The sequence below is a fragment of the Vibrio sp. A1-1 genome, from assembly GCF_021728175.1.
Classification (GTDB): Bacteria; Pseudomonadota; Gammaproteobacteria; order Enterobacterales; family Vibrionaceae; genus Vibrio; species Vibrio diabolicus.
In genome coordinates this window covers 498,344-523,383 of sequence record NZ_JAKKCL010000002.1, presented here as the reverse complement: position 1 = coordinate 523,383, position 25,040 = coordinate 498,344, and the positions used below count along the sequence as shown (strand labels likewise).

The following is a 25,040-nucleotide window of genomic DNA, read 5'->3' as shown; positions in this document are numbered from 1 at the left end:
TTTTGCTTTCACAAAATGGCTTCTGGAGTAGGAGACCGGATTAGTGTAGTTGGTCCATTAGTGCAACTAGGTGGTCAACTGCTTGCTGAGCTTGTGGGCCTTCAGCAGAAATAGTTACTTGAGTACCTTTTACTAGGCCTAGTGTTTGTAGTTTGAATAGGCTCTTAGCGCTAGCGCTTTTACCGTTAGAAGTCACAGTGATGTCTGCGTCGAATGCTTTTGCTTCTTTAACAAACTGTGCAGCTGGACGAGTGTGAAGGCCGTTTTCTGCTGTGATTTCTACTTGCTTCTCGTACATGTGATATACCCCAATAAATGTATTTTTTTGTTAGTTTGTGACTAGATTTTAGCTTAACTGCTTTACATCTTGTGCGCTAGCACGGGAAGAGTTCAAAGCGCGTCAGTTCTGATACTAGTCAAAAGTTTGGTAACTACGCAACTGTTTGCGTGCGTAATCACTTTGAAACCTTTTTGTGTTCTGCTTCTTTATTTTGAAGCTAGAAATAAAACACCCTGATATTACCAAAGGTAGGGCAGGGATCAACAAAAAAGCCCCTAAACGGGGCTTTTTTAAACTAAAAATTGATTTGAACACATATTATTGTTGGTTCTCTTTTTCGGTAAAGATACCTGCAAAGAGTGCTGTGCTTAGGTAACGCTCACCTGAACTTGGTAGAACGGTTACAATTGTTTTTTCTTCAAATTCAGGGAGTTCTGCAAGTCGGTTGGCTGCAACAACAGCCGCACCAGATGAGATACCAGCTAGGATACCTTCCTCTTCCATTAGGCGACGAGCCATCTCAATCGCTTCTTCTGAGGTGACTTGTTCAACGCGGTCAATAATGTCTAAATCGAGGTTACCTGGGATGAAACCAGCACCGATACCTTGGATTTTGTGCGGAGCAGGTTGGATTTCTTCGCCAGCAAGTGCTTGGGCAATAACTGGAGACTCTGCTGGCTCAACTGCGACAGAAGTGATGGCTTTGCCTTTTTCACCTTTGATGTAACGGCTTGTACCTGTGATAGTACCGCCCGTACCGACACCAGCAACGAATACGTCGATTTCACCGTCTGTCGCTTCCCAAATCTCAGGGCCCGTAGTCTTTTCGTGGATCTCTGGGTTAGCAGGGTTGTCAAATTGTTGAAGAAGTAGGTACTTCTCAGGGTTGCTTGCTACGATTTCTTCTGCTTTAGCAATCGCCCCTTTCATGCCTTTCGCCGCTTCAGTCAGCTCAAGGTTAGCGCCCAGTGCTTTAAGTAGCTTACGGCGTTCTAGGCTCATTGATTCAGGCATGGTCAATGTTAGCTTGTAACCGCGAGCGGCCGCTACGAATGCTAGAGCAACACCTGTGTTACCACTGGTAGGTTCTACAAGCTCTACACCTGGCTTAAGAAGCCCCGCTTTCTCTGCTTCCCAAATCATGTTTGCACCGATACGGCACTTAACACTGAAGCTAGGGTTACGCGCTTCAATTTTCGCGAGAACTTTGCCTTTGCTTACTTTGTTTAGACGAACGAGAGGTGTATTACCGATAGTAAGAGAGTTATCTTCGTAGATTTTGCTCATAGTGATGTTCCTTCATTACACGTTGTGTGAATATGGATAGAAGAATATGCGGTATGAAAAAAAGGGAAAAGGATTAAAAAGTTATATCTTATTAGGTTGGCCCAGAACTCGATAAAAGAAAAGGGAAAAGCTGGTGCTGATCCCTTTCCTTAATCTCTAATCGACTATCGTTGGTGCTTAAACTCCGCCACCCACATAGCGGTTGCGCCACATATTGCTACAGGCATGACAATGAGGTTCAAAATTGGGATCGTCGTAAACACAGACACCAATACCCCAAAGCCATAGGCCTTACCTTGCTTTTGTTTCAATTTGTAACGCATGTCGTTAAATGGGATTTTATGGTTATCAAACGGGTAGTCACAATATTGAATCGCGAGCATCCAAGCGGTAAAAATAAACCATAAAAATGGGCCTACTGTTTGCCCAAGGGCAGGGATGAGCAATAACAGGAATAGGCCTATTGCTTTAGGTAAGATGTAAAGCAGCTTTCTCCACTCACGAGCTAAAACGCGAGGAACATCTTTCAGAACGGCAGTGAATCCATCATCATTTACTTTTTGTCCCGTTAAGTACTCTTCCACTTTTTCAGCTAAGAGGCCATTGAATGGCGCGGCGATAAAGTTCGCGAGCGTGCTGAAAAAATAGGAGAAGGTAGCGAGTATCGTCAGAGCGAGTAAAGGCCAAAGAATGTAAGTTAACCAGGATAAAAACTCAGGCAGCTGCCCAATCCAGTCTTCGATCCATATATTAAGGTTTGAAAATAGATAGAAGATGGCACCACCCACAAGCAAGATATTTGCAAGTAGAGGTAAGATGACAAAGCGTCTGATTTTAGGGGCAAGTGCCAATTGTATCCCGTATAGAAAATAACCGAATCCGGTTCTCTGCTGATTGTTTTGCTTCATGTCTATTTTGGCTTCGTGTAAATGAAAACTCATTGTACCTGTGAGGGCTTTTCTTTCAATGCCCTGACAAATGACGTCTTGTTAAGTGGAATCGTGGCAAGAATCACAACAAAAAACGGAACTTCTTGCATTAAGTTGTTCTAAATCTACATATAGTTTTGGTAAAGTAAACGTATCATTCAGATTTATTGCACTTGGGTTGCTGCTCAAGGAACTGCGAGTAGTAAAAACAAGTATATTGAGAGTAAATAATGCAGGAATTGCGATTCGTACTCATTGTTGTTGGCGCATTAGCCATCGCGGCATTGCTGTTTCATGGTTTGTGGAGCAGTAAAAAAGAAGGCAAAGCAAAGTTTGGTAACAAGCCGCTTGGTAAGCTGGATGTTGACCAAGGGGACAAAAATGATCTTGTCGAGAAAGAACGAGACTTCGCTCCCGCTCCTGAAGATGACTTTGAGATCATTCGTAAAGATCGCAAAGAACCAGATTTTGGGATGGCGAGTTCTTTCGACAACAAATTTGAATCTGACCCGCTATTCGGTGGCCCATCTGAAGTAACACAGACACAGCAGGAGCCAGATGACATCCCTTCATTTGTTGCAGAAAAAGATAAAGAAGAGGACGTTGAGCCTGTTGTTCAAGCACCAGTAGTTGAAGAGCCACTCCAGCCTGCTGTGGAAGAAGAAGCTATTCCCGCCGCGTTTGATATTACTGAGAAAGAACAGCAAGTCGAAACGGTTAGCGACCCTGTCGTTGTAGAGCCTAAGGAAGAGCCAAAGCCAGAACCTGAAATGCAAGTGATTGTATTGAATGTGCACTGCGCGGGTGAAGAGCCATTTGTTGGTACTGCTTTATTTGAGAGTATGCAACAAAACGGCTTAATTTATGGCGAGATGGATATTTTCCACCGTCATGTCGACTTGTCCGGTAACGGCAAAGTGTTGTTTAGCGTAGCTAATATGATGCACCCTGGTACGTTTGAGCATGCTGATCCTGCTGAGTTTACAACGAAGGGGATTTCATTCTTCATGACATTGCCTTGTTATGGCGAGGCTGAACAGAACTTCAACTTAATGCTCCGAACTGCGCAGCAAATTGCTGATGATTTAGGTGGCAACGTTCTTGATGACCAGCGTAACTTAATGACACCAGACCGTTTAGCGTCTTATCGACGTCAAATAGTTGAGTTTAATGCCGCTAACGCATAATCTTAACAGCAAATAATAATAGGGCTCCGGATGGAGCCCTTTTTCTTGGATTTCCCAACCTCACCGATTGAAAATACACGGGGCTTTACTATGTCTGAATCAGTACTTCAGCGATTAGAAGAACTAAAAGAGTCGTTGCATTACCACGCTGTGCGTTACTACGTGGAAGATAACCCAGAGATCCCTGATGCCGAGTACGACCGCTTAATGCGAGAGCTCCTGGATATTGAAGCTGAGAACCCTGATTTAATTACCGTAGATTCACCAAGTCAACGTGTCGGTGGACAACCTCTCTCTGCGTTTAGCCAAGTGACACATGAAGTACCGATGCTTTCGCTTGATAATGCGTTTGATGACAGCGAACTTGATAGTTTCCATAAGCGAGCACAAGAGCGGGTGGGCAGTCAGAGTGTGAAAGAATACTGTTGTGAGCCGAAACTGGATGGACTCGCAGTTAGTTTACTGTATGAGAACGGTGTGTTAGTTCAGGCGGCAACACGAGGCGATGGCACTACTGGCGAGAACATCACAGAAAATGTACGTACGATTAAAGCCATTCCTTTAAAACTCAGGGGTAATGACTGGCCAAATCGTCTTGAAGTTCGTGGTGAAGTCTTTATGCCGAAAGCTGGGTTTGAAAAGCTCAATGAATTAGCAAGGAAGAAAGGCGAGAAAATCTTTGTTAATCCACGTAATGCTGCGGCAGGTAGCTTACGACAATTGGATTCACGCATTACGGCTTCTCGTCCGCTTAGCTTCTATGCATACAGTGTAGGCGTGGTGCAAGGCGCTGAATTGGCGGCAAGTCACTACGAACGCTTCTTGCAAATTAAATCTTGGGGATTACCAATGTGCCCGGAGACCAAGCGAGTTGGAAGTTTGGCGGATGTAAAAGCTTACTACCAAGATATCTTGCAGCGTCGTGATGCCCTTCCTTATGAGATCGATGGTGTCGTCATTAAAATTGACGATATTGCCGTGCAAGAGCGTCTTGGATTTGTTGCTCGCGCTCCACGTTGGGCGATTGCCTACAAATTCCCGGCTCAGGAAGAAATGACGACGTTGAATGAGGTGGAATTCCAAGTCGGTCGTACTGGTGCGATTACACCTGTTGCTAAACTAGAGCCTGTATTTGTTGGCGGGGTAACGGTAAGTAATGCGACGCTTCATAACGCAGATGAGATAGAACGTCTGCAAGTTAAGATCGGTGATCACGTTGTGATTCGTCGAGCGGGTGACGTTATTCCTCAAGTCGTTTCTGTCATCAAAGAGCGTCGACCAGAAACGGCGCGAGATATTATTTTCCCAACTCAGTGTCCGGTTTGTGGTTCGCATGTTGAGCGGATCGAAGGAGAGGCGGTAACACGTTGTACGGGTGGCTTAGTTTGCCAAGCCCAACGTAAACAAGCGCTAAAACACTTTGTGTCTCGTAAAGCGTTAGACGTTGACGGTCTAGGCGATAAAGTGATCGAGCAACTTGTTGACCGTGAGATGGTGAAAACTCCTGCTGACTTATTTAAGTTATCTGCGGGGATTTTAACGGTATTAGATCGCATGGGGCCAAAGTCTGCGCAGAACATTGTGAATGCGTTAGAAAAATCCAAAGAAACAACGTTACCTCGCTTTTTGTATTCGCTGGGGATTCGTGAAGTTGGCGAGGCAACCGCCGCAAACCTAGCAATGCACTTTAAAACGTTGGAAGCCATCCAAAATGCTAACGAAGAGCAGTTAATTGAAGTGCAAGACATCGGTGCTGTGGTTGCTCAACATATTACGACTTTCTTCAGTGAAGAGCAGAACCAAGCGGTGGTTAAAGATTTGCTTGAACAAGGGATCCACTGGCCAGAGATTAATACTACTGAGCAGGTAGGGGAGCTACCGTTAGAAGGTAAGACAGTCGTATTGACAGGAACACTTTCTCAATTAGGTCGCACAGAGGCTAAAGAAGCCCTCCAATCCCTAGGTGCAAAAGTGACAGGCAGTGTTTCTAAGAAAACGGATATTTTGTTTGCTGGTGAAAATGCAGGTTCGAAGTTGGCAAAGGCACAAGAACTGGGTATCGAGATCAAAACAGAACAAGACTTACTCGAGTTGATGAATTAAGTCTTGTCAAAAAAGCTAAAAAATAACTAAAAGCCCCACATAGTAAGCATGTGGGGCTTTTTCTTGCTCATAATTAAGTGCTTTTTGATTGAGTTATTTGTGCTTTTTATCTTTTCAGTGATCAAGATCTCCCATTGAATTATTAAGGTTTTTTACTTCTTTAGTCTGCGAGTGACTTCAAGTTGGAATTCTAATGTGTGTTTTAAGTTATTGATATTTAATGTTTAACTGTCTTTTTATGTTGGTGTTGTTAAAAGTAAGATCTGGATCAACAACTTATATGGAACTTTGGACTGGCTCATATTTTTTTAGAAAAAAAATAAGTTCCGTTTGGATGTTTTTAGCTGCGAAGTTAGTCTTAATCACGTGGATACACGGTGTGTATGCAGGAACTAAAAAAAGCCAAATTAGAAATAATGAGGTTTGATCAGGAATTTACTTCTCTCCTTCGGCGGCCAACTAAAGGTGAGATAGAAAAATACAGCTATATCCATTTTTAGGAGTTTTTCCATGGACAAATTTTTTAAGGTTTCAGCGTTAACCGCAGCAATGTTTGGTGTTGTTGCTGTTGCTCCAGCTACAGCGTCTACTGAAAGTGCAGCAGGTGGCGAGTACGTAGAGAAAGTGAACGAATTTATGCAAGACTCTAGTCTTAATGCATTATTTCTAGTTGATACTCGTTCTCGTACTCGTACAACAGGTAAGCCTGGCGGTGAAAACGGTGACCGTTGGAGTCGTCTAAACTACTCTTCTTACAACGCAATTTTAGACTTTACTTCTGGCTACCACGATGGTTGGGTTGGTGCAGATGTTGCGGCTTACTATTCTGGCGACCTTTACAACGATAGCCTTTACAATTCAAACGAAGGCTACCTATGTAACGAAATCTCAACTTGTAACAACCTAGACTGGGGTGCAGGTGATGGTCAACAGCTTAAAGTTTACAAAGCAGCACTGAAGTTCAAAGCAAACGAAAGCTTCAACGCGCGCTTTGGTATGCTACAAGCGGGTGGTAACGGTACTATTGGTAACGTTTGGAGTTTCGTACCTGGTACTTACCGTGGTTTCGAACTGAACGCTAAACTAGGTGATTTCAACCTAAGCTACTTTGGTGCAGACCAATTTACAGCACCTTGGCTACTTCACGAAGATGACTACGCGCCAGCGCTTTGGTCTGATACTTCATGGAGCTACCTACACTCTCTAGGCCTAAACGGTAACCTAACTGACAGCTTGTTTATGCAACTTGGTTTGGGTCAAGCTACTGGCGTTCAATATGCAAATGGTATCGACTGGGGTGCAGGTCAAGTAACTAGCTACCACAACGAAACTGACAACACTTCTTACAAGGCTTACTTGAAGTACACTGTGAGTGACCGTACAACTCTAGCATTTGATTTCTACGGTGTTGACGATGATGTGAAATACGATGGTCTAGGTTTCCACACTGGTCTATCTTTGAATCAATCTTTCGGCAAGCTAGCTTGGATGTCTGAGCTACGCTACACAGACACAGACAACCGTGCTGACTTCGTTCCACGTACAATTCATACTTACGGTATGAACAACGGTACTTGGTCTCAGTGGTGGGATGCACTGTCTGACTGGAACAAAGCAGGTGAGCTAGCGTGGTACAACCGTCTATCTTACAACCAAGGTAACGGCTGGAACTACTACCTAGGCTTTGGTTACGGTACTGGTGCTGATTCTGCAGCAAGCGGTGCATCAGGTGACTGGGATTACGAAAGTGAATACGCAGTTAACGCGACAGTATCTTACTCTCTACAGAGTGGCGCACTGAAAGGTTCTACGATCCGTCTACACGGTACAATCCTAGAGCGCGATGAGTACGCTGGTGCTGGTGATGCGGATGAAACGGACCTACGTCTACAAGTTCTTATCCCTTACAGCTTCCACTAATACTTAGTGAGATAATGAAAAGGAGCCGCTAGGCTCCTTTTTTATTTTACTTCTCGACCATCATATATTTTGCAATATAACGGCGGTAGCATATGCACGTTACCGTTTGGTAACTCACACTTTATCTCTGGGGCTAGCGTACGACCACCTGAAGCACTATTGGCATGAGTCGTTAATGGAGCTAGGGCAAAACATGCTAACAATAGACCAGCTAAAAATTTCATAATCATCACCTTAATGTAGACATTGAATATCTACTTGCTTGGGTAAATAATGACTTTACTGAAAAGTAAGGTATCAATAGTTTCTTTATATCTAACTACTGACTTCTATATTAGTTCCATTCCCCGCCTCTAAATCGACACGTTTCACTTGGAATATTAGTGACATCACCACTTGGCAATTTACATTCGACTATCGGTCCTAAATTAGTTGTACCACCATTTCCGTTGGTGTAGGCAAAGGAAGAAAAAGAAAAGATACCGCATAACATTAAAAAGAGAAGTTTCTTCATAGTACGTCCTCTTACTTACCAAATAAAAAGCATTCAACTTAAATGCTTATGCGTTAAGTATGTATGGGGGGGCAAAAAGATCAAAAAATAATTCAATAAAGTTTTATTTTTTAAAATAAATTTAGAAAGATAATTTATATCGATATATTTCTATCTTATTGATTATCGTATGATGAAGAATTAAATAATTGGAAGAAGAGGGTAGGATATTAATAATATTTATGCTACTTATTTTTTGTTCGATTTTAATTAAATCAATGAAATGAAAGCGGTTGTTTAGATTAAAGTAATGGAGCATAGTTTGCCCCATTACTTTGGCATAAATTACTTAGAATCAGGCTCAATGATTAAAATAATACCATCGATATCTTTTATTTTAACGCGCGTTCCTGCTGGAAGTGCTTGATCCGACTGTGCCGACCACGTGGTATCGGCAACCTTGATACGATTGAGCCCAACAGAAAAGTCCTCTTCAATGGTAAGTGTGCGTCCGATTAACTGCTTATACTTTTGGTTCAGGTCTCTTTCTTGGTCTTCTTTCTTGTCTTGAGACCATTGTCGTCGCCACCATAACCAAGTGGTGATTAAGCTGAAACTTGCAAAGCAAAGCCATTGTAATTGCCAGCTCATTGACAAAACGGTCATTAGTGCCCCAACGATAAGTGCAGAAACTCCGAGCCAGAGAAAATATCCCGCCGTCCCAAGTAGCTCTACCGCTAGAAGTGCAAAACCGAAGGCTAGCCAATACCAGAAAGAGATACCTTCCAGCAAACTGAAAAAGTCCATAAGTTATTCTTTATCTTGTTGTTTAAACATCTCTGCTATCCCTGCAACCGAGCCCATTAGTCCGGTCGCTTCTAATGGAAGCATAATGATTTTGCCGTTTTCGGCTTGACCAATGCTTTTGATCGCTTCGGTATAGCCTTGAGCAATGAAGTAATTGACGGCTTGCATATCGCCTTTGGCAATCGCTTCAGAAACCATATAAGTCGCTTTTGCTTCTGCTTGCGCGGCGCGTTCACGAGCTTCAGCATGGAGAATAGCAGACTGCTTTTCGCCCTCAGCTTTTAATATCTCCGATTGCTTATGACCTTCAGCCTTTAAAATTTCAGCTTGGCGTACCCCTTCTGCTTCGAGAATCTCCGCTCGTTTATTTCGCTCGGCTTTCATTTGAGCATTCATCGCTGCCGTTAGATCGGATGGTGGCTGGACATCTTTTATTTCAATTCGCGTGACTTTTACACCCCACGGGTTGGTGGCTTGGTCAACAATTGCCAGCAGCTTGGAGTTGATCATGTCGCGCTGACTCAGCATTTCGTCCAACTCCATTGAGCCTAAAACGGTACGGATATTGGTGAGAGTTAAATTTCTAATGGCATGTTCCAAATCGTTGACTTCATAAGCCGCTTTGGCAGCATCGATGACTTGAACAAATCCGACCGCATCAATAACCACGTTAGCGTTGTCTTTTGAAATAACTTCTTGCGCTGGAATATCAAGAACGCGCTCCATCATGTTGACTTTTTGCCCTATCTTATCAACAAATGGGATGATCAAGTTTAAGCCGGGTTTTAGCGTATGGGTGTAGCGTCCGAAGCGTTCGACTGTCCAGTTATTTCCTTGTGGCACCGTCTTAATGGCTGAAGATAAGATAACTACAGCAAGAACGACGAAAATACCGATGGTAATCAGTGAATCAATTGGCATGAGTTATTCCCTTAAGTGCATAATGTCCGATTCATTTTTACCTATTTATAGACAATAGACAATTGAAGTTCTGAGAACCTTAAGAGGTTATTGGTTTTTTATATAACAAAGGCCGGAATATCCGGCCTTTAGTTGAAGTTTCGCTTTTCAGCGAGTTAGTACAGAATCGAATACAGCTGACGGCGATATTTGCTTGCTAATGCGTTGCCTTGACCTAGCGCGCTGAGAATATCCATAAAAGTCTTCTTCACTTCACCGTCTTGGGCGCCCAAGTCTTTTTTAAGAATATTCCACAGCAGTTCCAGCGCTTCTTCATCACGACCCACTTGGTTGTACTGTACCGCCAATTCACAAGCAAGTTCGAAGTTTGCCATGTCTGCTGCGTATGCTTGTTCTAGTCGTTGTAACTCAGGGCTATCTGCAGCCTGCAAATGCAGCTCGAGCTTGGCTATTAGACTCTTGTAGTAGTTATCTTGATACTCAAGAGGGATAGCGTTCAGTAGTTCTTGGGCTACATCAAATTGTTTGGTTTCTAATAAACAATCAGCCATCGCGAGTTTCACATCACCACGCTCTTGCAGTTCTGGCGGCAAAGTGTGGATGATGCTTAAAGCCTGAGCATGCTCACCTTGCTGAAGAAGTTCACTGACTTGCTTTAATAGCTGTTCATCTGGGCTTGGCAAATGCTTTTGTAGCATGGTTGCAATGGCATCAATTGGCTGAGGGCCACCCAATCCATCGACGGCTTGACCATTTATAAACAGCGCGATAGTTGGCAATACTTGCACACCAAATTGAGACGCTAGAGCCGGCTGATCTTCACAATTTAATAAAGCAAGCGTAAATGCACCGTTGTACTGTTGAGCAAGAGATTGCAACTCAGGGAGTATCTGTGCGCTTTCTGGTTGAGCATTGGCCCAAAAGTGGATCAGAACGGGCGTGTTCATTGATCCTTCAAGAGTTTCGCGAAAGTTCTGTTCTGTTATCTCAACGATAAATGGGGATTGCATCAGAGTATCCTTGCTTTGTGTCTTGTCGTTGATAATAGATATGGAGTTGATTTAAGGGAAATTCAAGCGATGGTTGCTAATCGTCATCAATAATGAATCATTCTATTTTGTGAAAGGATGCGGTAAGAGAATAGTGTTACTGCTGAATAGGTGTAAGGCAAAAAGAAAACGCTGCCGAAGCAGCGCAGTTCTAATGCTATTTGTTAGTGCGGTATCAAAATAGGATGAACATGGTCAACACTACACCCACACTAAGCCAGTTAAGCTGATTTAATGTCATTATTGCCTCGCAGTAGTAAAAACATTGCTACAAAACGTAATGGGTGGCGATACCAAATCTAAGCAACTCATTCACTTTAGGCTGAATAGTGCTCACTGAATTGCGTAGAAATTGATTCGTTTGCTTGAGGTTTTTTTAACCTACATGCTCATAATGACATCACATTGTTACGATGAAATTACATTGTGACAAAACTTTTTTATGCAGCTTGTCGCAAAATTTTATCAAGCACACGGGTTGGTAATAACCTTTTCAAGATTGCGAATAATTTAGTCGGCGTAGTAATTCGATAGCGAATTTTAGGTGAAGCGCTAGTTAATGCATGAAGAACAGGTGCGACGCAGGACTCTGCAGGTAAAACAAATCGATTATTAGATTTGTCGTTGTTGAGTCGCTCTCTTTGTCCTTCATAGGCGAGGCGGTGAGGGCTGGATTCAATATCAATCCACTTCTCGAAGGCTTTTAATGCATTGTTTCTAAATTGAGTTTCGATAGGCCCAGGTTCTATCAATGCCACTTTGATATTCGTATCCGCAAGCTCTAGCCGTAGTGTGTCAGTCCAGCCTTCTAGGGCAAACTTTGACGCATTGTAGGCGCCGCGGTATTTCATTGCAGCAAAGCCTAGAACGGAACTGTTTTGTATTATGCGTCCTTCGCCTTGTATGCGCATATGAGGAAGCACTTCTCTGACTAACTGGTGCCAACCAAAAAAGTTGGTCTGAAATTGAGCTTGAAGAGCCTCGGTGGGCAAGTCTTCCAATGCACCGGGCTGGCCATAGGCACCATTGTTGAACACGGCATAAAGCTTACCCTCTGCTAGCTCTAATGCTTGCTTCACGCCCGAAGAAATACTTTCAGGGCTGTTTAGGTCTAGCTTGATGCAGGTTAGCCCTTCATTAATTAGACGTTGGACATCTTGCTCTTTCCTACAAGATGCTATGACATGAAATCCCTCGTTTTGCAGGGCGTGAGCGCACACGTAACCGATACCGGTTGAGCAACCCGTAATAAGAATCGACTTTTTCATAAATTAAGCCTCAAGAAACATTGAATGAGGTCATCATTCATCAGCTCCGGTCATGAAGCAAGTGCTTGAGTGCTGGCTCTATTCTGGAGTAGCTAAATTTGAAGCCAAGTTCGGTGAGCTTTTTGGGTTTTGCTCTCATGCTATCGAACAATAAGCAGGAAGATTCACCCATTAGGAGTTCCATTGCCCATTTAGGCGTGAACAAGATATGTGGTCGTTTGAGCGTTTTTGCCAACGTGCCGCTAAAGATACGGTTAGTCACAGGGTGAGGTGCGCACATATTGAACGCACCGTGGGCATGTGGTGTTTCAAGCAAGTACATGATGGCGCGGACCATATCCAGAATGTGAATCCAAGGCATGTACTGGTTACCGTTCCCGAGCGGGCCGCCTACGCCAAGTTTGTAAGGTAAGAGCATTTTCGCCAACGCACCGCCATTAAGGCCGAGCACCACGCCAGTTCGCAATAGACAAACACGTGTTTGTTCAGACTCTGCGCGTTTGGCTATTTGCTCCCACTTTGCACAAACCTCGTGAGGAAAGTCTTCACTGTTAACATGCAGGCACTCATCAAACGGGTGGTCTTGTTGATCGCCATAGTAACCAACGGCCGAGCCACTAATAAAAACAGCGGGAGGTTCTGTGCTGGCGTGGATCAGCTCAACGATTTGTTCGGTAATTTTCCAGCGACTTTTGCAGATTTTTTCTTTCTGCTCACTGGTCCATCTTTTATCTGCGATAGGCTCACCCGCAAGATTAATTATGGCATCAATGTGATTGAGATCGGCGAATGACTCAAGCGAGTTAAGGTATTCGATATTACCCAAATCAGCGTGTTGGAGGCGTTGTTTTGCATGCTCTGGAGAGCGTGTAAGTAGCAGAACTTGGTGAGTGGATAGCAGCTTGAGCAACTCCGAACCAATAAACCCAGTGCCACCTGTGAGTAATATCTTCATGTTATCTCTTTGAATGTACACGTATTAGAACATTATAGTCGTTTTGTGCTGAGCTTGATCATCTCAACACTATTATTTCTAGGATAGTGGCAAGCCTGTAGCGAGGCTACTGACTTCACATATTGAAAAAATGTAACTAAATGTTATGCATGGCGCTAATTCGTTCACGGTAGGAGAACTAAATCTATGCCAGACTAGAAACATCGCTACCGGAACAAGCGTAATCAGTTTGCACCATCAAGGAGGATAGGTATGGAAGCATTTGTTGCTCTTTTTCGAGCGCTCCTTAATAGTGCTCGCGATCTGCTACCCATCGTTGTTGTTATCACTTTTTTCAATTAGTTGTTTTGCAAGAGCCACTTCCTAATCTCATCTCCATTCTTTTTGGCTTATTGCTTGTGGTTTTAGGGTTAACGTTTTTTATTTTTGGTCTAGAGCTTGGTCTTTTTCCTATCGGAGAGAGTATGGCTCAAGCCTTTGCAAAAAAAGGCAGTGTGTTCTGGTTGTTAGTTTTTGCGTTTTGTTTAGGCTTTGGCACCACGATCGCCGAGCCTGCATTAACGGCCGTAGCAGAAGAAGCATCAGAAGTTGCGGCAGAAGGCGGGATGATCACAAACTCAGAGCAATCCATGCAGGATTATGGACAAGGGCTACGAGTAACGGTGGCACTTTCTGTGGGGATCGCCATCGTTATTGGCGTTCTGCGCATCTTAAAAGGGTGGCCAATTCATTACATGATCATCGGCGGCTACGTCGGCGTTGTAGTCCTGACGTGGTTTGCACCTGAAGCCATTATTGGCGTTGCTTATGATTCTGGAGGTGTGACGACGTCGACTATCACCGTGCCTTTGGTCACTGCTCTAGGGGTTGGTTTAGCATCGGCGATTAAAGGGCGCAACCCCATGGTGGATGGTTTTGGTTTGATCGCTTTTGCCTCGCTTCTACCGATGATGTTTGTGATGGTTTACGGAATGGTCGTAACATGATTTCAATTGAACATTTCCTAGACACTTTATTATCGACCGTTCGAGATGTCATTCCCATCGCCAGCATTATTTTTGGTTTTCAGTTAGCGGTGTTAAGGCGTCCAGTTAACAACCTTAAGAGGGTTTTGCTTGGGTTTGTTTATGTGATTCTTGGGCTCGCTCTTTTTTTGCTCGGATTAGAAATGGCTCTGTTTCCGCTCGGAGAGACCATGGCTGTGCAACTGACGGCGCCGGAATTTTTACAAGAGTTTAAAGTTTCTGTGGGAAAAGCCTTAGTGTGGGTCGACTACTATTGGGTGTATACCTTCGCCTTTTTTATCGGTTTTAGTACCACGATTGCTGAGCCTTCTCTAATCGCTGTAGCGATAAAAGCAAACCAAGTTTCTGGTGGCAGTATCAGTATTAACGGTTTACGCGTGGCCGTTGCATTTGGGGTGGCCATTGGCATCGCGCTAGGGAGCTATCGGATTGTTGTCGGTGACCCTATTCACTATTACATCATTGCGGGTTACATCGTGGTTGTGATTCAAACGTTTTATGCGCCAAAGCTTATTGTTCCACTCGCCTACGATTCTGGAGGCGTCACGACTTCTACTGTCACTGTTCCGCTTGTAACCGCACTAGGGCTGGGGCTTGCTTCTACCGTCCCAGGAAGAAACCCAATGATTGATGGCTTTGGCTTGATCGCTTTTGCCAGTCTGTTTCCTATGATCTCTGTGATGGGCTATGCGCAAATAACCCAATGGCTGAATAAAGATGTCTCGGAGGACGAAGAAAATGCGCTTTAAATTGATACTTGCGTTTGTTGAAGACAGCAAAACAGACAAGGTACTGGACGCTGCTCGCGAAGCTGGCGCGACTGGTGCGACAGTGATTAATAACGCTCGTGGACAAGGCTTAAATCAAAAGCGAACGTTTTTTGGCTTAACGCTGGAAGTACAAAAAGATGTGCTGCTGTTTGTCGTTGAGGAGCACCTTTCTCGACACATATTAGAAACCATCAATGAAGTTGGTGAGTTCGACCGAGAGTCGGGGCAGGGCATTGCTATTCAGATCGATATTGAGGATGCAGTCGGTGTCGCGCATCAAGTAGAGACGTTGACCAAAGTGGTCGAGGATGAGTTATGAGCAGTCAAACGATAATTAGAGTTCGAGATGTAATGGCGGCTACTTATGTAATGGTTGATGGGCTAATGACAGTTTATGAAGGCATAACGTTGGCTAAAAAATACCAAGTCAAAGCGCTGGTGGTGAAAAAGCGAGATGACAACGATGAATATGGCATCGTCTTGATGAATGATATTGCCAAAAAGGTGCTGGCGAATAATCGCTCTCCACAGCGCACGAATATTTATGAAATCATGACCAAGCCCGCTTTGTGTGTCGACCCTGATATGAATGTGAAATATTGTGCGCGCCTATTTGAACGATTTGGCATTAGCCGAGCTCCTGTCATTGAAGATGGGGAGGTCATTGGCATGGTGAGTTATAACAATATTGTCATCAATGGCATGGTGCGAGAAGAAGTGTAATAGGTTGATATAAATGAAAAATCAACGCATTTTTTCTCAAGTCAGCGACTGTTACAAAGAACTAAAATATTTAATATATGTTAGGTTGCATATGTGTTAATTCACCATTATTCTTTGCGCCCTAAGTCTATTGTCGAGGAATTTGTATCATGCCTTTAGTCTCTTGCCCTGTGTGTGAGAAACAAATCTCAAAGCGCGCTCACGCATGTCCAGGATGCGGAGAGCCAGACCCGCTGCACCACCTAGCTAAGTCAAAATTTATGTCGATGGTGTTTTGGATACTGGTGTTGGTTGGAACTGCGTATGCCGCATGGTTCTATATTTTGCCTATGGTCATTGAATCATTGCGCTATCAGTAGTCGTTGGTTGAGCTGTCATAAAAATGCCGTAGAATGACCTCGTACTTTGTGAGGAGACGATGTCGTGAAACTATTTTTTGCCTCAGATCTGCATGGCTCTTTGCCAGCAACTAAAGAAACTATTGAGCTATTTTTAGCCTCTGGTGCGGAGCACCTGATTTTGTTGGGGGATACGCTAAACCACGGGCCAAGAAACCCGATTCCAGAAGGTTACAACCCACCGCAGGTGGCGGAGCTATTGAACCAATACAGTGATCAAATTATATCTGTGCGTGGTAACTGCGATAGTGAAGTGGACCAAATGCTATTGAAGTTTCCAATGATGATGGATTACTCGTGGGTGCTACTTGAATCTGGCAAGAGAATCTTTTTGACTCATGGTCACTTGTACAACTCTGAAAAACGGCCGCCACTGCGTGAAGGTGATATCATCGCCCACGGTCATACGCATGTTCCTGTCGCAGAGATGCAAGATGGAGCCATTATATTTAACCCAGGCTCGATGACATTTCCACGTAATGGTTTACCAAGAAGCTTTGGTACTTTAGAAGACAATACGCTAACGGTAAAAACGCCAGAAGGCGAAGTCTTAGCACAAACCATGATTTAACGGTTTTACTAAGTAAAAAAATAGGGAGCGAATTGCTCCCTATTTTGTGTCTGAATGTCCTAAATCGCGTTCTGGGTCGATAATGTCTCTTACGCGCTGTTTTAGCACCTTTGCTTCAGGAAAGCCGCTGTCTTTTTTCCGTTCCCAAATTTGCTGGCCATTGCAGAAAATTTCGAAGCGACCACCCGTATCTGGGTGTAAGCTGATCGTTTCTATTTCTTCGCTAAAAGTATGCAGTAGTTCTTGCGATAGCCAAGTTGAACGCAACATCCAGTTGCATTGGCGGCAGTAATAAATATCAATGATTGCTTTATCCATGAAACTTTCCTTTTAATCGGTTTAAACTAGCAACTTGATACCCACGGCAAACGTGAGAATTTCGAATGCAATTTTAATCACTCGGTTGCTGTATCGAGTCGCGGCCCATGCGCCTAAACTGCCGCCTAGAAATGAGCTTAACAATAAAACAGGCAACCAAGCCCAATGTATCGGAGCGCCAGCTTGGACGACGGCAATGCCTCCAATGCCATTCCAAAACAACCCGACGCAAATCATGGTGTAAGCAACGGCTTGTTTATAGTTATACCCAAACCAGCGCACTAAAAATAGTGTCACGAGCAGACCAGAACCTGCGGTCAGCGACCCGTTGATGATACCGATGAGCATTAGTCCGACACCGCCGATGACCCAACCGATTGGGTGACGGTTACGTATTATTTCTTCTTGGCCTAACGATTTCTTAAATCGTGAATAGATGCCGAGCGCGAGAATCATGCTCCCTAGCATTTTTTCCGCCACACCATCAGGTATTTGGACAATTAAGTTCGCCCCTAAGACTACGCCAATGCTGCCAGAGACTATAAGGTAGAGCGCGACCTTCCATTTAATTGTGCCTGCTTTTAAGTGTGTGCTTGCTGCCCCTAAGCCTAAAGCGACGGAAGCCACTTTATGTGTCCCCAGCGCAACCGAGAATGGCAAGCCGAGAAAGATGAGCAAAGGGAATTGAAGTAAGCCTGCACCGCCGCCAGAAAGCGAAGCCAGAGTATTGGCGATAAGTGAGCCGAAAAAGAGGGTGAGGGTATCTAGCCAATCCATAAGCAAAATAAAGGGGGGCGTCTTGCCCCCTTATCATCAAATCAAAGTTAGTTTTTAAACAGCACCGAAGAACCGTGGTTCAAGCTAGTGAGCAATAGCGTTTTTTCGTTCACGACATCAATACGGCGACTTTGCTCAGCATCAAGCTTAAAGATTTGAGTGATCAAACGTAGCTGTGCTTCGGAGAAGTCTTTTGATTGAGAAGATGAAATATCTTTAAACTCAGAAGGCGAAACCAGCAAATAGTTGTCACTTACTTCCCATCGCCCTTTTTCCGAGATATTAATCGTGGATTCTGCCGTTGAACCTTGAGCGAATAGTTTGATATTTGCTACGCGAATATAGTCTCCGTTAGGGAGATATTTCACATTTGATTCAACATTAACACGACGCAGTGGGCCGACAGGATCGTCAGGCAAGCTGTCTGTAATGACCGTCACCATGGTTGACTGCCACTCATTGGCAGTGAGGACCTGCTCCACTTTTAGGTCGCTACCCCAATATAACCAACCACTGAAAAGGACGGATACGGCCAAAACCGCAGATGCTAATTTTATCTTCATTCTGGCCTCCTTATTTACAGATATCGGTTGGGTCATTTTGACCAGCGAAAATACGCAATGTCACGTTCTCATATGAATGTTGACTGTCATGAATGTAGTTCAGAATCAGCTGATTATTCTGGCCACCTGTAGCAATCACTTCTACCGGCATTGAATCTTCTGCATGGTATTTTACGTAGCGTTCAATGCACTGCTCAATGGACGGCAACCAACTATTGATTTGCGGGTGGTTCACTGGCGTCATCACAGGTACATTTTGATACTCACCAATCTGACGGAATTGGGATTCTGCAGGATTGGTGAAGAGCAATACACAAATAGGAAGCAGTAGAGACAAAAGAACGATCATACGCGGCAGCCAGTTATTAGTGTTAGCTGCTGGTTTTGGCTGTGCCTTAGGTAGTTCTACTTGAGGCTCTACTTCAGTCGTAGTGTATGCAGCCGCTTCTGTTGACGGCGCGTCACTTGTTTCTATTTCCGCAGCGTGCGCTTCATTTTCAGAAGTGGCTTCTTCAACGTCAGTATTAGAGTCAGCAGATAATGGGCTTAAGCGTTCCACTGAACAAATGAGTTGATAACCGCGTTTAGGAACCGTTTTAACAAACTCTGGAGATTTTGTTGAGTCCTTCAACATCTTACGCAGAGTAGAGATCGCTTGAGTCAGGCTTGAGTCATCCACCTCAAAACCTTGCTCACGCCAAACAAACTCGTGAAGCTCGTTACGGGTTAAAACTTCGTTTGGTCTCTCTGCCAACATCAGAAGTATACGGCTTTCGTTGCTTCCTAATCGTACAACGTCGTTGCCGTTTTGTTGGTCAGCGAGCGAATTACTATTTGGATCAAAGGTGAACCTTTGAGCAAGTAGAAATTTGGTGCCGATGTTAGTCATTTAGTTCTTCTTAGATGGATGATGTTGTAATTATAGTGATTTATGTCACAAAATTACCGAAGCGCATGGAGTGCGCACGACATTTTAGATGCTTTTAGGCTGGTAGGATAATTAAATTTTTCTAAAAAAACACCGTTTTTAGCAATATTGACCTTGAATTTACATTTGTCAGCCACATGTTAAATGACATCTCAGTAAGGTAATTTCAAGGGGAAAGTCACAAACTTATCTCCATGAAAAAGCCAATTAGTTTAGATGTTATGGAGCACACATGAGCGAAACCGTATCTCAAAACAAAGAAACTCGTGGTTTTCAATCAGAAGTAAAACAACTACTGCATTTAATGATCCATTCTCTTTATTCAAATAAAGAGATCTTTTTGCGCGAGCTGATTTCTAACGCATCAGATGCATCGGACAAGCTGCGCTTCCAAGCGCTATCTAACCCAGACTTATATGAAGGTAATGCAGACCTTTGCGTGAAACTGTCGTTTGATGAAAGCGCAAATACCTTAACCATTTCTGATAACGGTATCGGTATGAGCCGCGATGATGTGATCGAGCACTTAGGTACGATCGCAAAATCTGGGACCGCGGAGTTTTTCTCAAAGCTGTCTGAAGAGCAGAGCAAAGACTCTCAGCTTATTGGTCAGTTTGGTGTTGGTTTCTACTCTGCGTTTATCGTTGCTGATGCCGTCACCGTACGCACTCGTGCTGCGGGCCTAGCCGCTGATGAAGCAGTACAATGGCACTCAGCCGGTGAAGGTGAGTACACCATCGAAAACATCACTAAAGAATCGCGTGGTACTGATATCATTCTTCATATGCGTGAAGAAGGTAAAGAGTTCCTAAATGAATGGCGTCTACGTGATGTGATCAGTAAGTACTCGGATCACATTGGCATCCCAGTTTCAATCCAAACTGTTGTTCGCGATGACGAAGGCAAAGAAACGGATGAGAAGAAGTGGGAGCAAATCAACAAAGCTCAAGCACTGTGGACGCGTAATAAATCGGATATCTCAGATGAAGAGTATCAAGAGTTCTACAAGCACGTATCACATGACTTTGCTGATCCATTGGTTTGGAGCCATAACCGTGTAGAAGGTAAAAACGATTACACGAGCTTGCTTTACATCCCATCTAAAGCGCCATGGGATATGATGAACCGCGACCACAAATCAGGTTTGAAACTATACGTACAACGCGTGTTCATTATGGACGATGCAGAGCAGTTCATGCCGTCTTACCTACGTTTTGTACGTGGTTTAATAGACTCCAATGATCTGCCACTCAACGTATCGCGTGAGATCTTACAAGACAACAAAGTGACTCAGTCTCTACGTAATGCTTGTACTAAGCGTGTGCTAACGATGCTAGAGCGCATGGCTAAGAATGATGAAGAGAAATACCAATCATTCTGGAAAGAGTTTGGCCTTGTAATGAAAGAGGGTCCGGCAGAAGACTTCGCAAACAAAGAGAAAGTTGCAGGCCTATTGCGCTTTGCTTCAACTGAAGTGGATTCTGCGGAGCAAACCGTGGGTCTAGCTGCTTACGTTGAGCGCATGAAAGAAGGTCAAGATAAAATCTACTACTTGACGGCAGACAGCTATGCAGCTGCGAAAAACAGCCCTCACTTAGAGCAGTTCAAAGCGAAAGGCATTGAAGTTATCTTGATGTACGACCGCATTGATGAGTGGCTGATGAACTACTTAACTGAGTTTGACGGCAAGCAGTTCCAGTCAATCACAAAAGCTGGGCTCGATCTAAGTCAGTTTGAAGATGAAGCAGAAAAAGAGAAGCAGAAAGAAACTGAAGAAGAGTTTAAGTCGGTTGTAGAACGCACGAAGTCTTACCTAGGCGATCGTGTGAAAGAAGTTCGTACGACCTTTAAACTCGCGTCTACACCTGCTGTTGTGGTAACGGACGATTACGAAATGGGCACTCAAATGGCGAAGCTTCTTGCAGCGGCGGGTCAGGCAGTGCCAGAAGTGAAGTACATCTTTGAGCTAAACCCTGAGCACGAGCTGGTTAAGCGCATGGCTGACGAAGCGGATGAAGAGGCATTTGGTCGTTGGGTAGAAGTCCTGCTTGGTCAAGCAATGCTTGCAGAGCGAGGCTCAATTGAGGACCCAACGGAGTTCTTAGGAGCTGTTAATAAACTTTTGACTAAGGTGTAATAACCTCAGTACATCAAAAAGCTCGCATTTCGCGAGCTTTTTGTTTGTTGTCGCAAAATTTTGCATCTCAGGTGTTGAGTTAATAATCAATAGGGCGTGAAAGAGGGTATCGTTAACATTCTTTAGTCTTAATACACTCTTTGCGCGGCGAACCTGTGATAGAATCTGCGACTTGAATGTGAGTAATAAGGCGTGTATTTTTGCTCGCCTATATACGTTATACCGAAACTTATCGTTGCGAGTGCTTCTCGGGTTTGATGTCTAAGAAGCCCAGCTATTGTGAGCTTCGGTATAAATCTTAAATATTAAAGAGGATAAATCATGCGCATCATTCTTCTAGGTGCTCCAGGTGCAGGTAAAGGCACACAAGCAAACTTCATCATGGAAAAATACGGTATTCCACAAATCTCTACTGGTGATATGCTTCGTGCTGCTATCAAAGCAGGTACAGAGCTTGGTAAACAAGCTAAAGCTGTTATCGACGCTGGTCAGCTAGTTTCTGATGAAATCATCCTTGGTCTTATCAAAGAGCGTATCGCTCAAGAAGACTGTGCAAACGGTTTCCTACTGGATGGTTTCCCACGTACTATTCCTCAAGCTGACGGCCTAAAAGAAATGGGCGTTGATGTAGACTACGTTATCGAATTTGACGTTGCAGATGATGTGATTGTTGAGCGTATGGCAGGTCGTCGTGCTCACCTTCCTTCTGGTCGTACTTACCACGTTGTTTACAACCCACCTAAAGTGGAAGGTAAAGATGACGTAACTGGTGAAGATCTTGTTGTTCGTGATGACGACAAAGAAGAAACAGTACGTGCACGTCTAGGTGTTTACCACGAGCAAACTGCACCACTAATCAACTACTACGGTAAAGAAGCTGAAGCAGGCAACACTAAGTACCTTAAGTTTGATGGTACTAAGCAAGTAGCTGAAGTTAGTGCAGATATCGAGAAAGCACTTTCTTAATTTGCTGAAGTCAAAAATTTAATATTTTGATATATTGAAAGCGACCCAAGTGGTCGCTTTTTTTAGTTTACTCGTAAACATATATCTAAATAACTTCAAGCTGCAGCGATGCAGCACTTTGAGGCTATTTAAGTATATGAACCAAGCCGTTTACCATGAATAGGATGTTATGAAAGAGAATAATAAACAGGGTGTACTCCTCGTGAACCTGGGTACTCCTGACGCACCAACCGCTCCTGCCGTAAAGCGCTTTTTAAGTCAGTTTCTTCATGATCACCGAGTGGTAGATATGACTCGATGGCTTTGGTGTCCGCTATTGCACGGCGTTATCCTTCCAATCCGAGCTCCCAAGGTTGCTAAACTCTACCAATCAGTTTGGATGGAAGAGGGCTCGCCACTGATGGTGTACTCTAAGCGTCAAACAGAAAAGTTGGCTCAAAAGCTTGATATGCCAGTCGAACTTGGCATGACTTATGGAAATCCAAGTTTGCAATCAGGTTTTGAAGCGCTGTTGGCTCAAGGGGTAGGGGAAGTCATCGTTTTACCTTTGTATCCGCAATACTCGGGCACAACAACGGCAGCGGTTTCTGACGGAATCACTAAAGCGTTTAAAAACCTGCCCGTGATACCGGGCTTTAGCTTTATTCGGGATTACTACAATCACCCGAAATACATTGAAGCGTTAGCGCATTCAGTTCGTGAACATTGGCAAGAGTATGGTAAGGGAGACTACTTGCTATGTTCTTATCACGGTATTCCAAAACGTTACGCTGATAATGGAGATGTTTACCCTCAGCACTGTGAAGAAACGACTCGCTTACTCGCTGAAGCGTTAGGGTTAAACGAGCAACAGATAGGTATGACGTATCAGTCTCGATTTGGCCGAGAAGAGTGGTTACAGCCCTATACCGATAAAACCCTAGAGGCACTTCCTGCAAAAGGGGTAAAAAATATCAATGTAGTGACACCAGCATTCTCTTCGGATTGTTTAGAAACGTTGGAAGAGATCTCGGAAGAGTGTAAAGAGATTTTCCTTGAAGCAGGTGGTGAAAGCTTTACTTACATTCCTTGTTTGAACGATAGTGAGCTTCATATAGAAATGATGGCTGAGTTAGTTCACTCTAAGCTTTAGGTACAAAAAGGGTCGCAAAAGCGACCCTTTCATTTTTTGTAGAGCGATTAAGCGACTTGTACTTGCTGCTCTTCTACTTGTTCTGCTGTGCTGTGAGTATTCTCTGCACCATGCATCCAGCGAACGAGCGTATTCGAGAACAGAAGTAGGATGACACCACTCACGGTAGCGCTGACTGCAATGCCACTAAAGATAGCCATTGCGCCCAATTCTCCTACGTGAGATCCCACATAGCCCGCAACGTAGTTTGCAATCGCATTGCAGCCAAACCATGCACCCATCATGAGTGAAGCTAAGCGAAGCGGTGCTAACTTGGTCACCAGTGAAAGACCAATTGGAGATAAGCACAGTTCGCCCAATGTATGGAAGAAGAAAGCACCCACCAGCCACAACATTGATGTTTTTACCGTTGTGTCTCCACCTTGTTCTAGCACAGCGCCAACCATACATAGGAAGCCAATTGCCAAGAAAAATAGTGCCATTGCAAATTTCACTGGCGACGTAGGTTCGCGTTTACCCAGTTTTACCCAAAGGACCGCTAGAACCGGTGCTAGGGTAATAATGAAAAATGGGTTTAGCGATTGGAACCACGCAGCAGGTACTTCAAAGCCACCAATCATACGATCAGTATATTGTTGAGTGTAGATGTTCATCAGGCCACCGGCCTGCTCAAAGCCAGCCCAGAAGACGATAGTGAATAAGCTCATGACCAAAATTACTTTTAGTCGGTTTACTTCTTCTTTCGTTAAGGGTTGCTTCGTGGTTGAGTTTTTGTTGCTTAGATCTCGTTTTGCTGCGGGCTCGCGACCGATGTCACCAAGCCAAGACTGAGCTAGCACCATTTGCATCACTAGGCTAATAATCATACCTACACCTGCGGCCACAAAACCAGCTTTCCAACCGTACGAGGTTGTCACAGAGCCAGAAACGACGCCGGCAAGTAACGCACCTAAGTTGATACCCATATAAAAGATAGTGAATGCGCCGTCACGACGGTTGTCACCCTCTTTATATAAATCGCCAACCATGGTTGAGATATTCGGCTTAAAGAGGCCGTTACCAGTGATAAGCAGACCAAGACCTAAATAGAAACTGTGTAGCGAACCAATACCCAGAGCGTCAGCAGGAAGTGCGAGTGTAAACTGGCCGATAGCCATTAACGCGCCACCAAGCAAAATTGAACGGCGTTGACCTAGATAGTTATCCGCTAAGTAACCTCCGATGAGAGGTGTGATATACACAAGACCAGTATAAATACCGTATAGGTCTAGTGCGTCTTTGGTTGACCAGCCAAGGCCGCCATTCATCGTTGTATCTGTAAGGTAAAGTACTAGAATGGCGCGCATTGCGTAGTAAGAAAAGCGTTCCCACAGTTCAGTACCGAACAATAAGAACAAGCCACGAGGATGGCCGAAATATTGATGTTGGTTTGACATAAGCTCTTCTAATAATAGTTATTACATTTTTTAACGACTTCTACGTATACATTGCAATTTAATGAGTGACAAACAATAAAATTTTGCATTACGACTA

General features: G+C 44.0%; 26 protein-coding genes and 1 pseudogene. 12 read left to right on the top strand and 15 right to left on the bottom strand.

Going from position 1 to position 25,040, the window contains the following annotated elements:
• Nucleotides 1-40: 40 nt before the first annotated feature.
• From L3V30_RS06420 to cysZ, 3 genes are all read right to left on the bottom strand, one after another.
• Nucleotides 41-298: an HPr family phosphocarrier protein gene (locus tag L3V30_RS06420; protein WP_005382043.1), complete on the bottom strand. Its 258-nt coding sequence runs from the start codon at nt 296-298 to the stop codon at nt 41-43.
• Nucleotides 299-598: 300 nt separating this feature from the next.
• Nucleotides 599-1,567, bottom strand: coding sequence for a cysteine synthase A (gene cysK / locus L3V30_RS06415; protein ID WP_237308546.1), 969 nt, complete (start codon nt 1,565-1,567; stop codon nt 599-601).
• Nucleotides 1,568-1,731: 164 nt separating this feature from the next.
• Entirely contained in the window at nt 1,732-2,475 is a 744-nt protein-coding gene (gene cysZ / locus L3V30_RS06410; RefSeq protein WP_031780324.1) for a sulfate transporter CysZ, read from the bottom strand.
• 251 nt (nt 2,476-2,726) lie between these two features.
• Between cysZ and zipA the strand changes: the two genes are divergently transcribed.
• From zipA to L3V30_RS06395, 3 genes are all read left to right on the top strand, one after another.
• The gene (zipA, locus tag L3V30_RS06405) at nt 2,727-3,683 is read left to right on the top strand and encodes a cell division protein ZipA (RefSeq protein ID WP_237308545.1); all 957 of its coding nucleotides are present in this window, start codon (nt 2,727-2,729) and stop codon (nt 3,681-3,683) included.
• A gap of 90 nt (nt 3,684-3,773) precedes the next feature.
• Nucleotides 3,774-5,786, top strand: a complete 2,013-nt coding sequence (gene ligA, locus L3V30_RS06400; RefSeq protein WP_170892676.1) for an NAD-dependent DNA ligase LigA — start codon at nt 3,774-3,776, stop codon at nt 5,784-5,786.
• A 510-nt stretch (nt 5,787-6,296) separates the two neighbouring features.
• On the top strand, nt 6,297-7,706 hold the full coding sequence (locus L3V30_RS06395; protein ID WP_006742721.1) for a hypothetical protein: 1,410 nt from the start codon (nt 6,297-6,299) through the stop codon (nt 7,704-7,706).
• Nucleotides 7,707-7,747: 41 nt separating this feature from the next.
• On the opposite strand, the gene L3V30_RS06390 is transcribed toward L3V30_RS06395, so the two are convergent.
• From L3V30_RS06390 to L3V30_RS06360, 7 genes are all read right to left on the bottom strand, one after another.
• On the bottom strand, nt 7,748-7,930 hold the full coding sequence (locus tag L3V30_RS06390) for a hypothetical protein (protein ID WP_237308544.1): 183 nt from the start codon (nt 7,928-7,930) through the stop codon (nt 7,748-7,750).
• 110 nt (nt 7,931-8,040) lie between these two features.
• Nucleotides 8,041-8,220, bottom strand: a complete 180-nt coding sequence (locus L3V30_RS06385) for a hypothetical protein (protein WP_237308543.1) — start codon at nt 8,218-8,220, stop codon at nt 8,041-8,043.
• Nucleotides 8,221-8,544: 324 nt separating this feature from the next.
• Complete coding sequence (locus L3V30_RS06380; RefSeq protein ID WP_237308542.1) at nt 8,545-9,006, bottom strand: NfeD family protein; 462 nt, start codon at nt 9,004-9,006, stop codon at nt 8,545-8,547.
• Nucleotides 9,007-9,009: 3 nt separating this feature from the next.
• Nucleotides 9,010-9,927, bottom strand: coding sequence for an SPFH domain-containing protein (locus L3V30_RS06375; RefSeq protein WP_005393087.1), 918 nt, complete (start codon nt 9,925-9,927; stop codon nt 9,010-9,012).
• A gap of 155 nt (nt 9,928-10,082) precedes the next feature.
• Nucleotides 10,083-10,937 (bottom strand): co-chaperone YbbN, encoded by an 855-nt coding sequence (locus tag L3V30_RS06370; protein ID WP_048626123.1) that lies wholly within the window; start codon nt 10,935-10,937, stop codon nt 10,083-10,085.
• A 479-nt stretch (nt 10,938-11,416) separates the two neighbouring features.
• Nucleotides 11,417-12,244, bottom strand: a complete 828-nt coding sequence (locus L3V30_RS06365) for an SDR family oxidoreductase (RefSeq protein ID WP_074191006.1) — start codon at nt 12,242-12,244, stop codon at nt 11,417-11,419.
• Between the two features lie 40 nt (nt 12,245-12,284).
• Nucleotides 12,285-13,199: a TIGR01777 family oxidoreductase gene (locus L3V30_RS06360; RefSeq protein WP_237308541.1), complete on the bottom strand. Its 915-nt coding sequence runs from the start codon at nt 13,197-13,199 to the stop codon at nt 12,285-12,287.
• A gap of 252 nt (nt 13,200-13,451) precedes the next feature.
• Here L3V30_RS06360 and L3V30_RS06355 point away from each other — a divergent pair.
• From L3V30_RS06355 to yfcE, 6 genes and pseudogenes are all read left to right on the top strand, one after another.
• Nucleotides 13,452-14,185 (top strand): annotated as a pseudogene (locus L3V30_RS06355) (DUF1538 domain-containing protein).
• Nucleotides 14,182-14,973: a DUF1538 domain-containing protein gene (locus L3V30_RS06350; RefSeq protein WP_005393079.1), complete on the top strand. Its 792-nt coding sequence runs from the start codon at nt 14,182-14,184 to the stop codon at nt 14,971-14,973. Before L3V30_RS06355 ends, L3V30_RS06350 begins: the two are co-directional and overlap by 4 nt.
• Complete coding sequence (locus L3V30_RS06345; RefSeq protein WP_005393077.1) at nt 14,963-15,313, top strand: P-II family nitrogen regulator; 351 nt, start codon at nt 14,963-14,965, stop codon at nt 15,311-15,313. The genes L3V30_RS06350 and L3V30_RS06345 overlap by 11 nt, the downstream gene beginning before the upstream one ends.
• Nucleotides 15,310-15,717: a CBS domain-containing protein gene (locus L3V30_RS06340; protein WP_005393075.1), complete on the top strand. Its 408-nt coding sequence runs from the start codon at nt 15,310-15,312 to the stop codon at nt 15,715-15,717. The genes L3V30_RS06345 and L3V30_RS06340 overlap by 4 nt, the downstream gene beginning before the upstream one ends.
• A 149-nt stretch (nt 15,718-15,866) precedes the next feature.
• Nucleotides 15,867-16,076 (top strand): hypothetical protein, encoded by a 210-nt coding sequence (locus L3V30_RS06335; protein ID WP_005393073.1) that lies wholly within the window; start codon nt 15,867-15,869, stop codon nt 16,074-16,076.
• Between the two features lie 64 nt (nt 16,077-16,140).
• Nucleotides 16,141-16,686: a phosphodiesterase gene (yfcE, locus tag L3V30_RS06330; protein WP_005393071.1), complete on the top strand. Its 546-nt coding sequence runs from the start codon at nt 16,141-16,143 to the stop codon at nt 16,684-16,686.
• Between the two features lie 39 nt (nt 16,687-16,725).
• Here the strand turns inward: yfcE and L3V30_RS06325 are convergent, their stop codons facing one another.
• From L3V30_RS06325 to L3V30_RS06310, 4 genes are read right to left on the bottom strand one after another with little or no spacing between them, the layout of a single operon-like run.
• Nucleotides 16,726-17,004, bottom strand: a complete 279-nt coding sequence (locus L3V30_RS06325; protein WP_005382088.1) for a SelT/SelW/SelH family protein — start codon at nt 17,002-17,004, stop codon at nt 16,726-16,728.
• Between the two features lie 21 nt (nt 17,005-17,025).
• The gene (locus tag L3V30_RS06320; protein ID WP_104974380.1) at nt 17,026-17,781 is read right to left on the bottom strand and encodes a sulfite exporter TauE/SafE family protein; all 756 of its coding nucleotides are present in this window, start codon (nt 17,779-17,781) and stop codon (nt 17,026-17,028) included.
• A gap of 47 nt (nt 17,782-17,828) precedes the next feature.
• The gene (gene toxS, locus L3V30_RS06315; RefSeq protein ID WP_005393067.1) at nt 17,829-18,344 is read right to left on the bottom strand and encodes a transmembrane regulator ToxS; all 516 of its coding nucleotides are present in this window, start codon (nt 18,342-18,344) and stop codon (nt 17,829-17,831) included.
• A 10-nt stretch (nt 18,345-18,354) separates the two neighbouring features.
• The gene (locus tag L3V30_RS06310; RefSeq protein ID WP_237308540.1) at nt 18,355-19,233 is read right to left on the bottom strand and encodes a transcriptional regulator; all 879 of its coding nucleotides are present in this window, start codon (nt 19,231-19,233) and stop codon (nt 18,355-18,357) included.
• 271 nt (nt 19,234-19,504) lie between these two features.
• Between L3V30_RS06310 and htpG the strand changes: the two genes are divergently transcribed.
• The 3 genes from htpG to hemH all read left to right on the top strand — a co-directional run bounded on the left by htpG (nt 19,505) and on the right by hemH (nt 23,507).
• The gene (gene htpG, locus L3V30_RS06305; protein WP_005393063.1) at nt 19,505-21,409 is read left to right on the top strand and encodes a molecular chaperone HtpG; all 1,905 of its coding nucleotides are present in this window, start codon (nt 19,505-19,507) and stop codon (nt 21,407-21,409) included.
• A 321-nt stretch (nt 21,410-21,730) separates the two neighbouring features.
• On the top strand, nt 21,731-22,375 hold the full coding sequence (gene adk / locus L3V30_RS06300; RefSeq protein ID WP_005393061.1) for an adenylate kinase: 645 nt from the start codon (nt 21,731-21,733) through the stop codon (nt 22,373-22,375).
• A 169-nt stretch (nt 22,376-22,544) separates the two neighbouring features.
• The gene (hemH, locus tag L3V30_RS06295) at nt 22,545-23,507 is read left to right on the top strand and encodes a ferrochelatase (protein WP_085343421.1); all 963 of its coding nucleotides are present in this window, start codon (nt 22,545-22,547) and stop codon (nt 23,505-23,507) included.
• Between the two features lie 47 nt (nt 23,508-23,554).
• Here hemH and L3V30_RS06290 read toward each other — a convergent pair whose 3' ends face one another.
• Complete coding sequence (locus L3V30_RS06290) at nt 23,555-24,943, bottom strand: peptide MFS transporter (RefSeq protein ID WP_005393058.1); 1,389 nt, start codon at nt 24,941-24,943, stop codon at nt 23,555-23,557.
• Nucleotides 24,944-25,040: the final 97 nt, after the last annotated feature.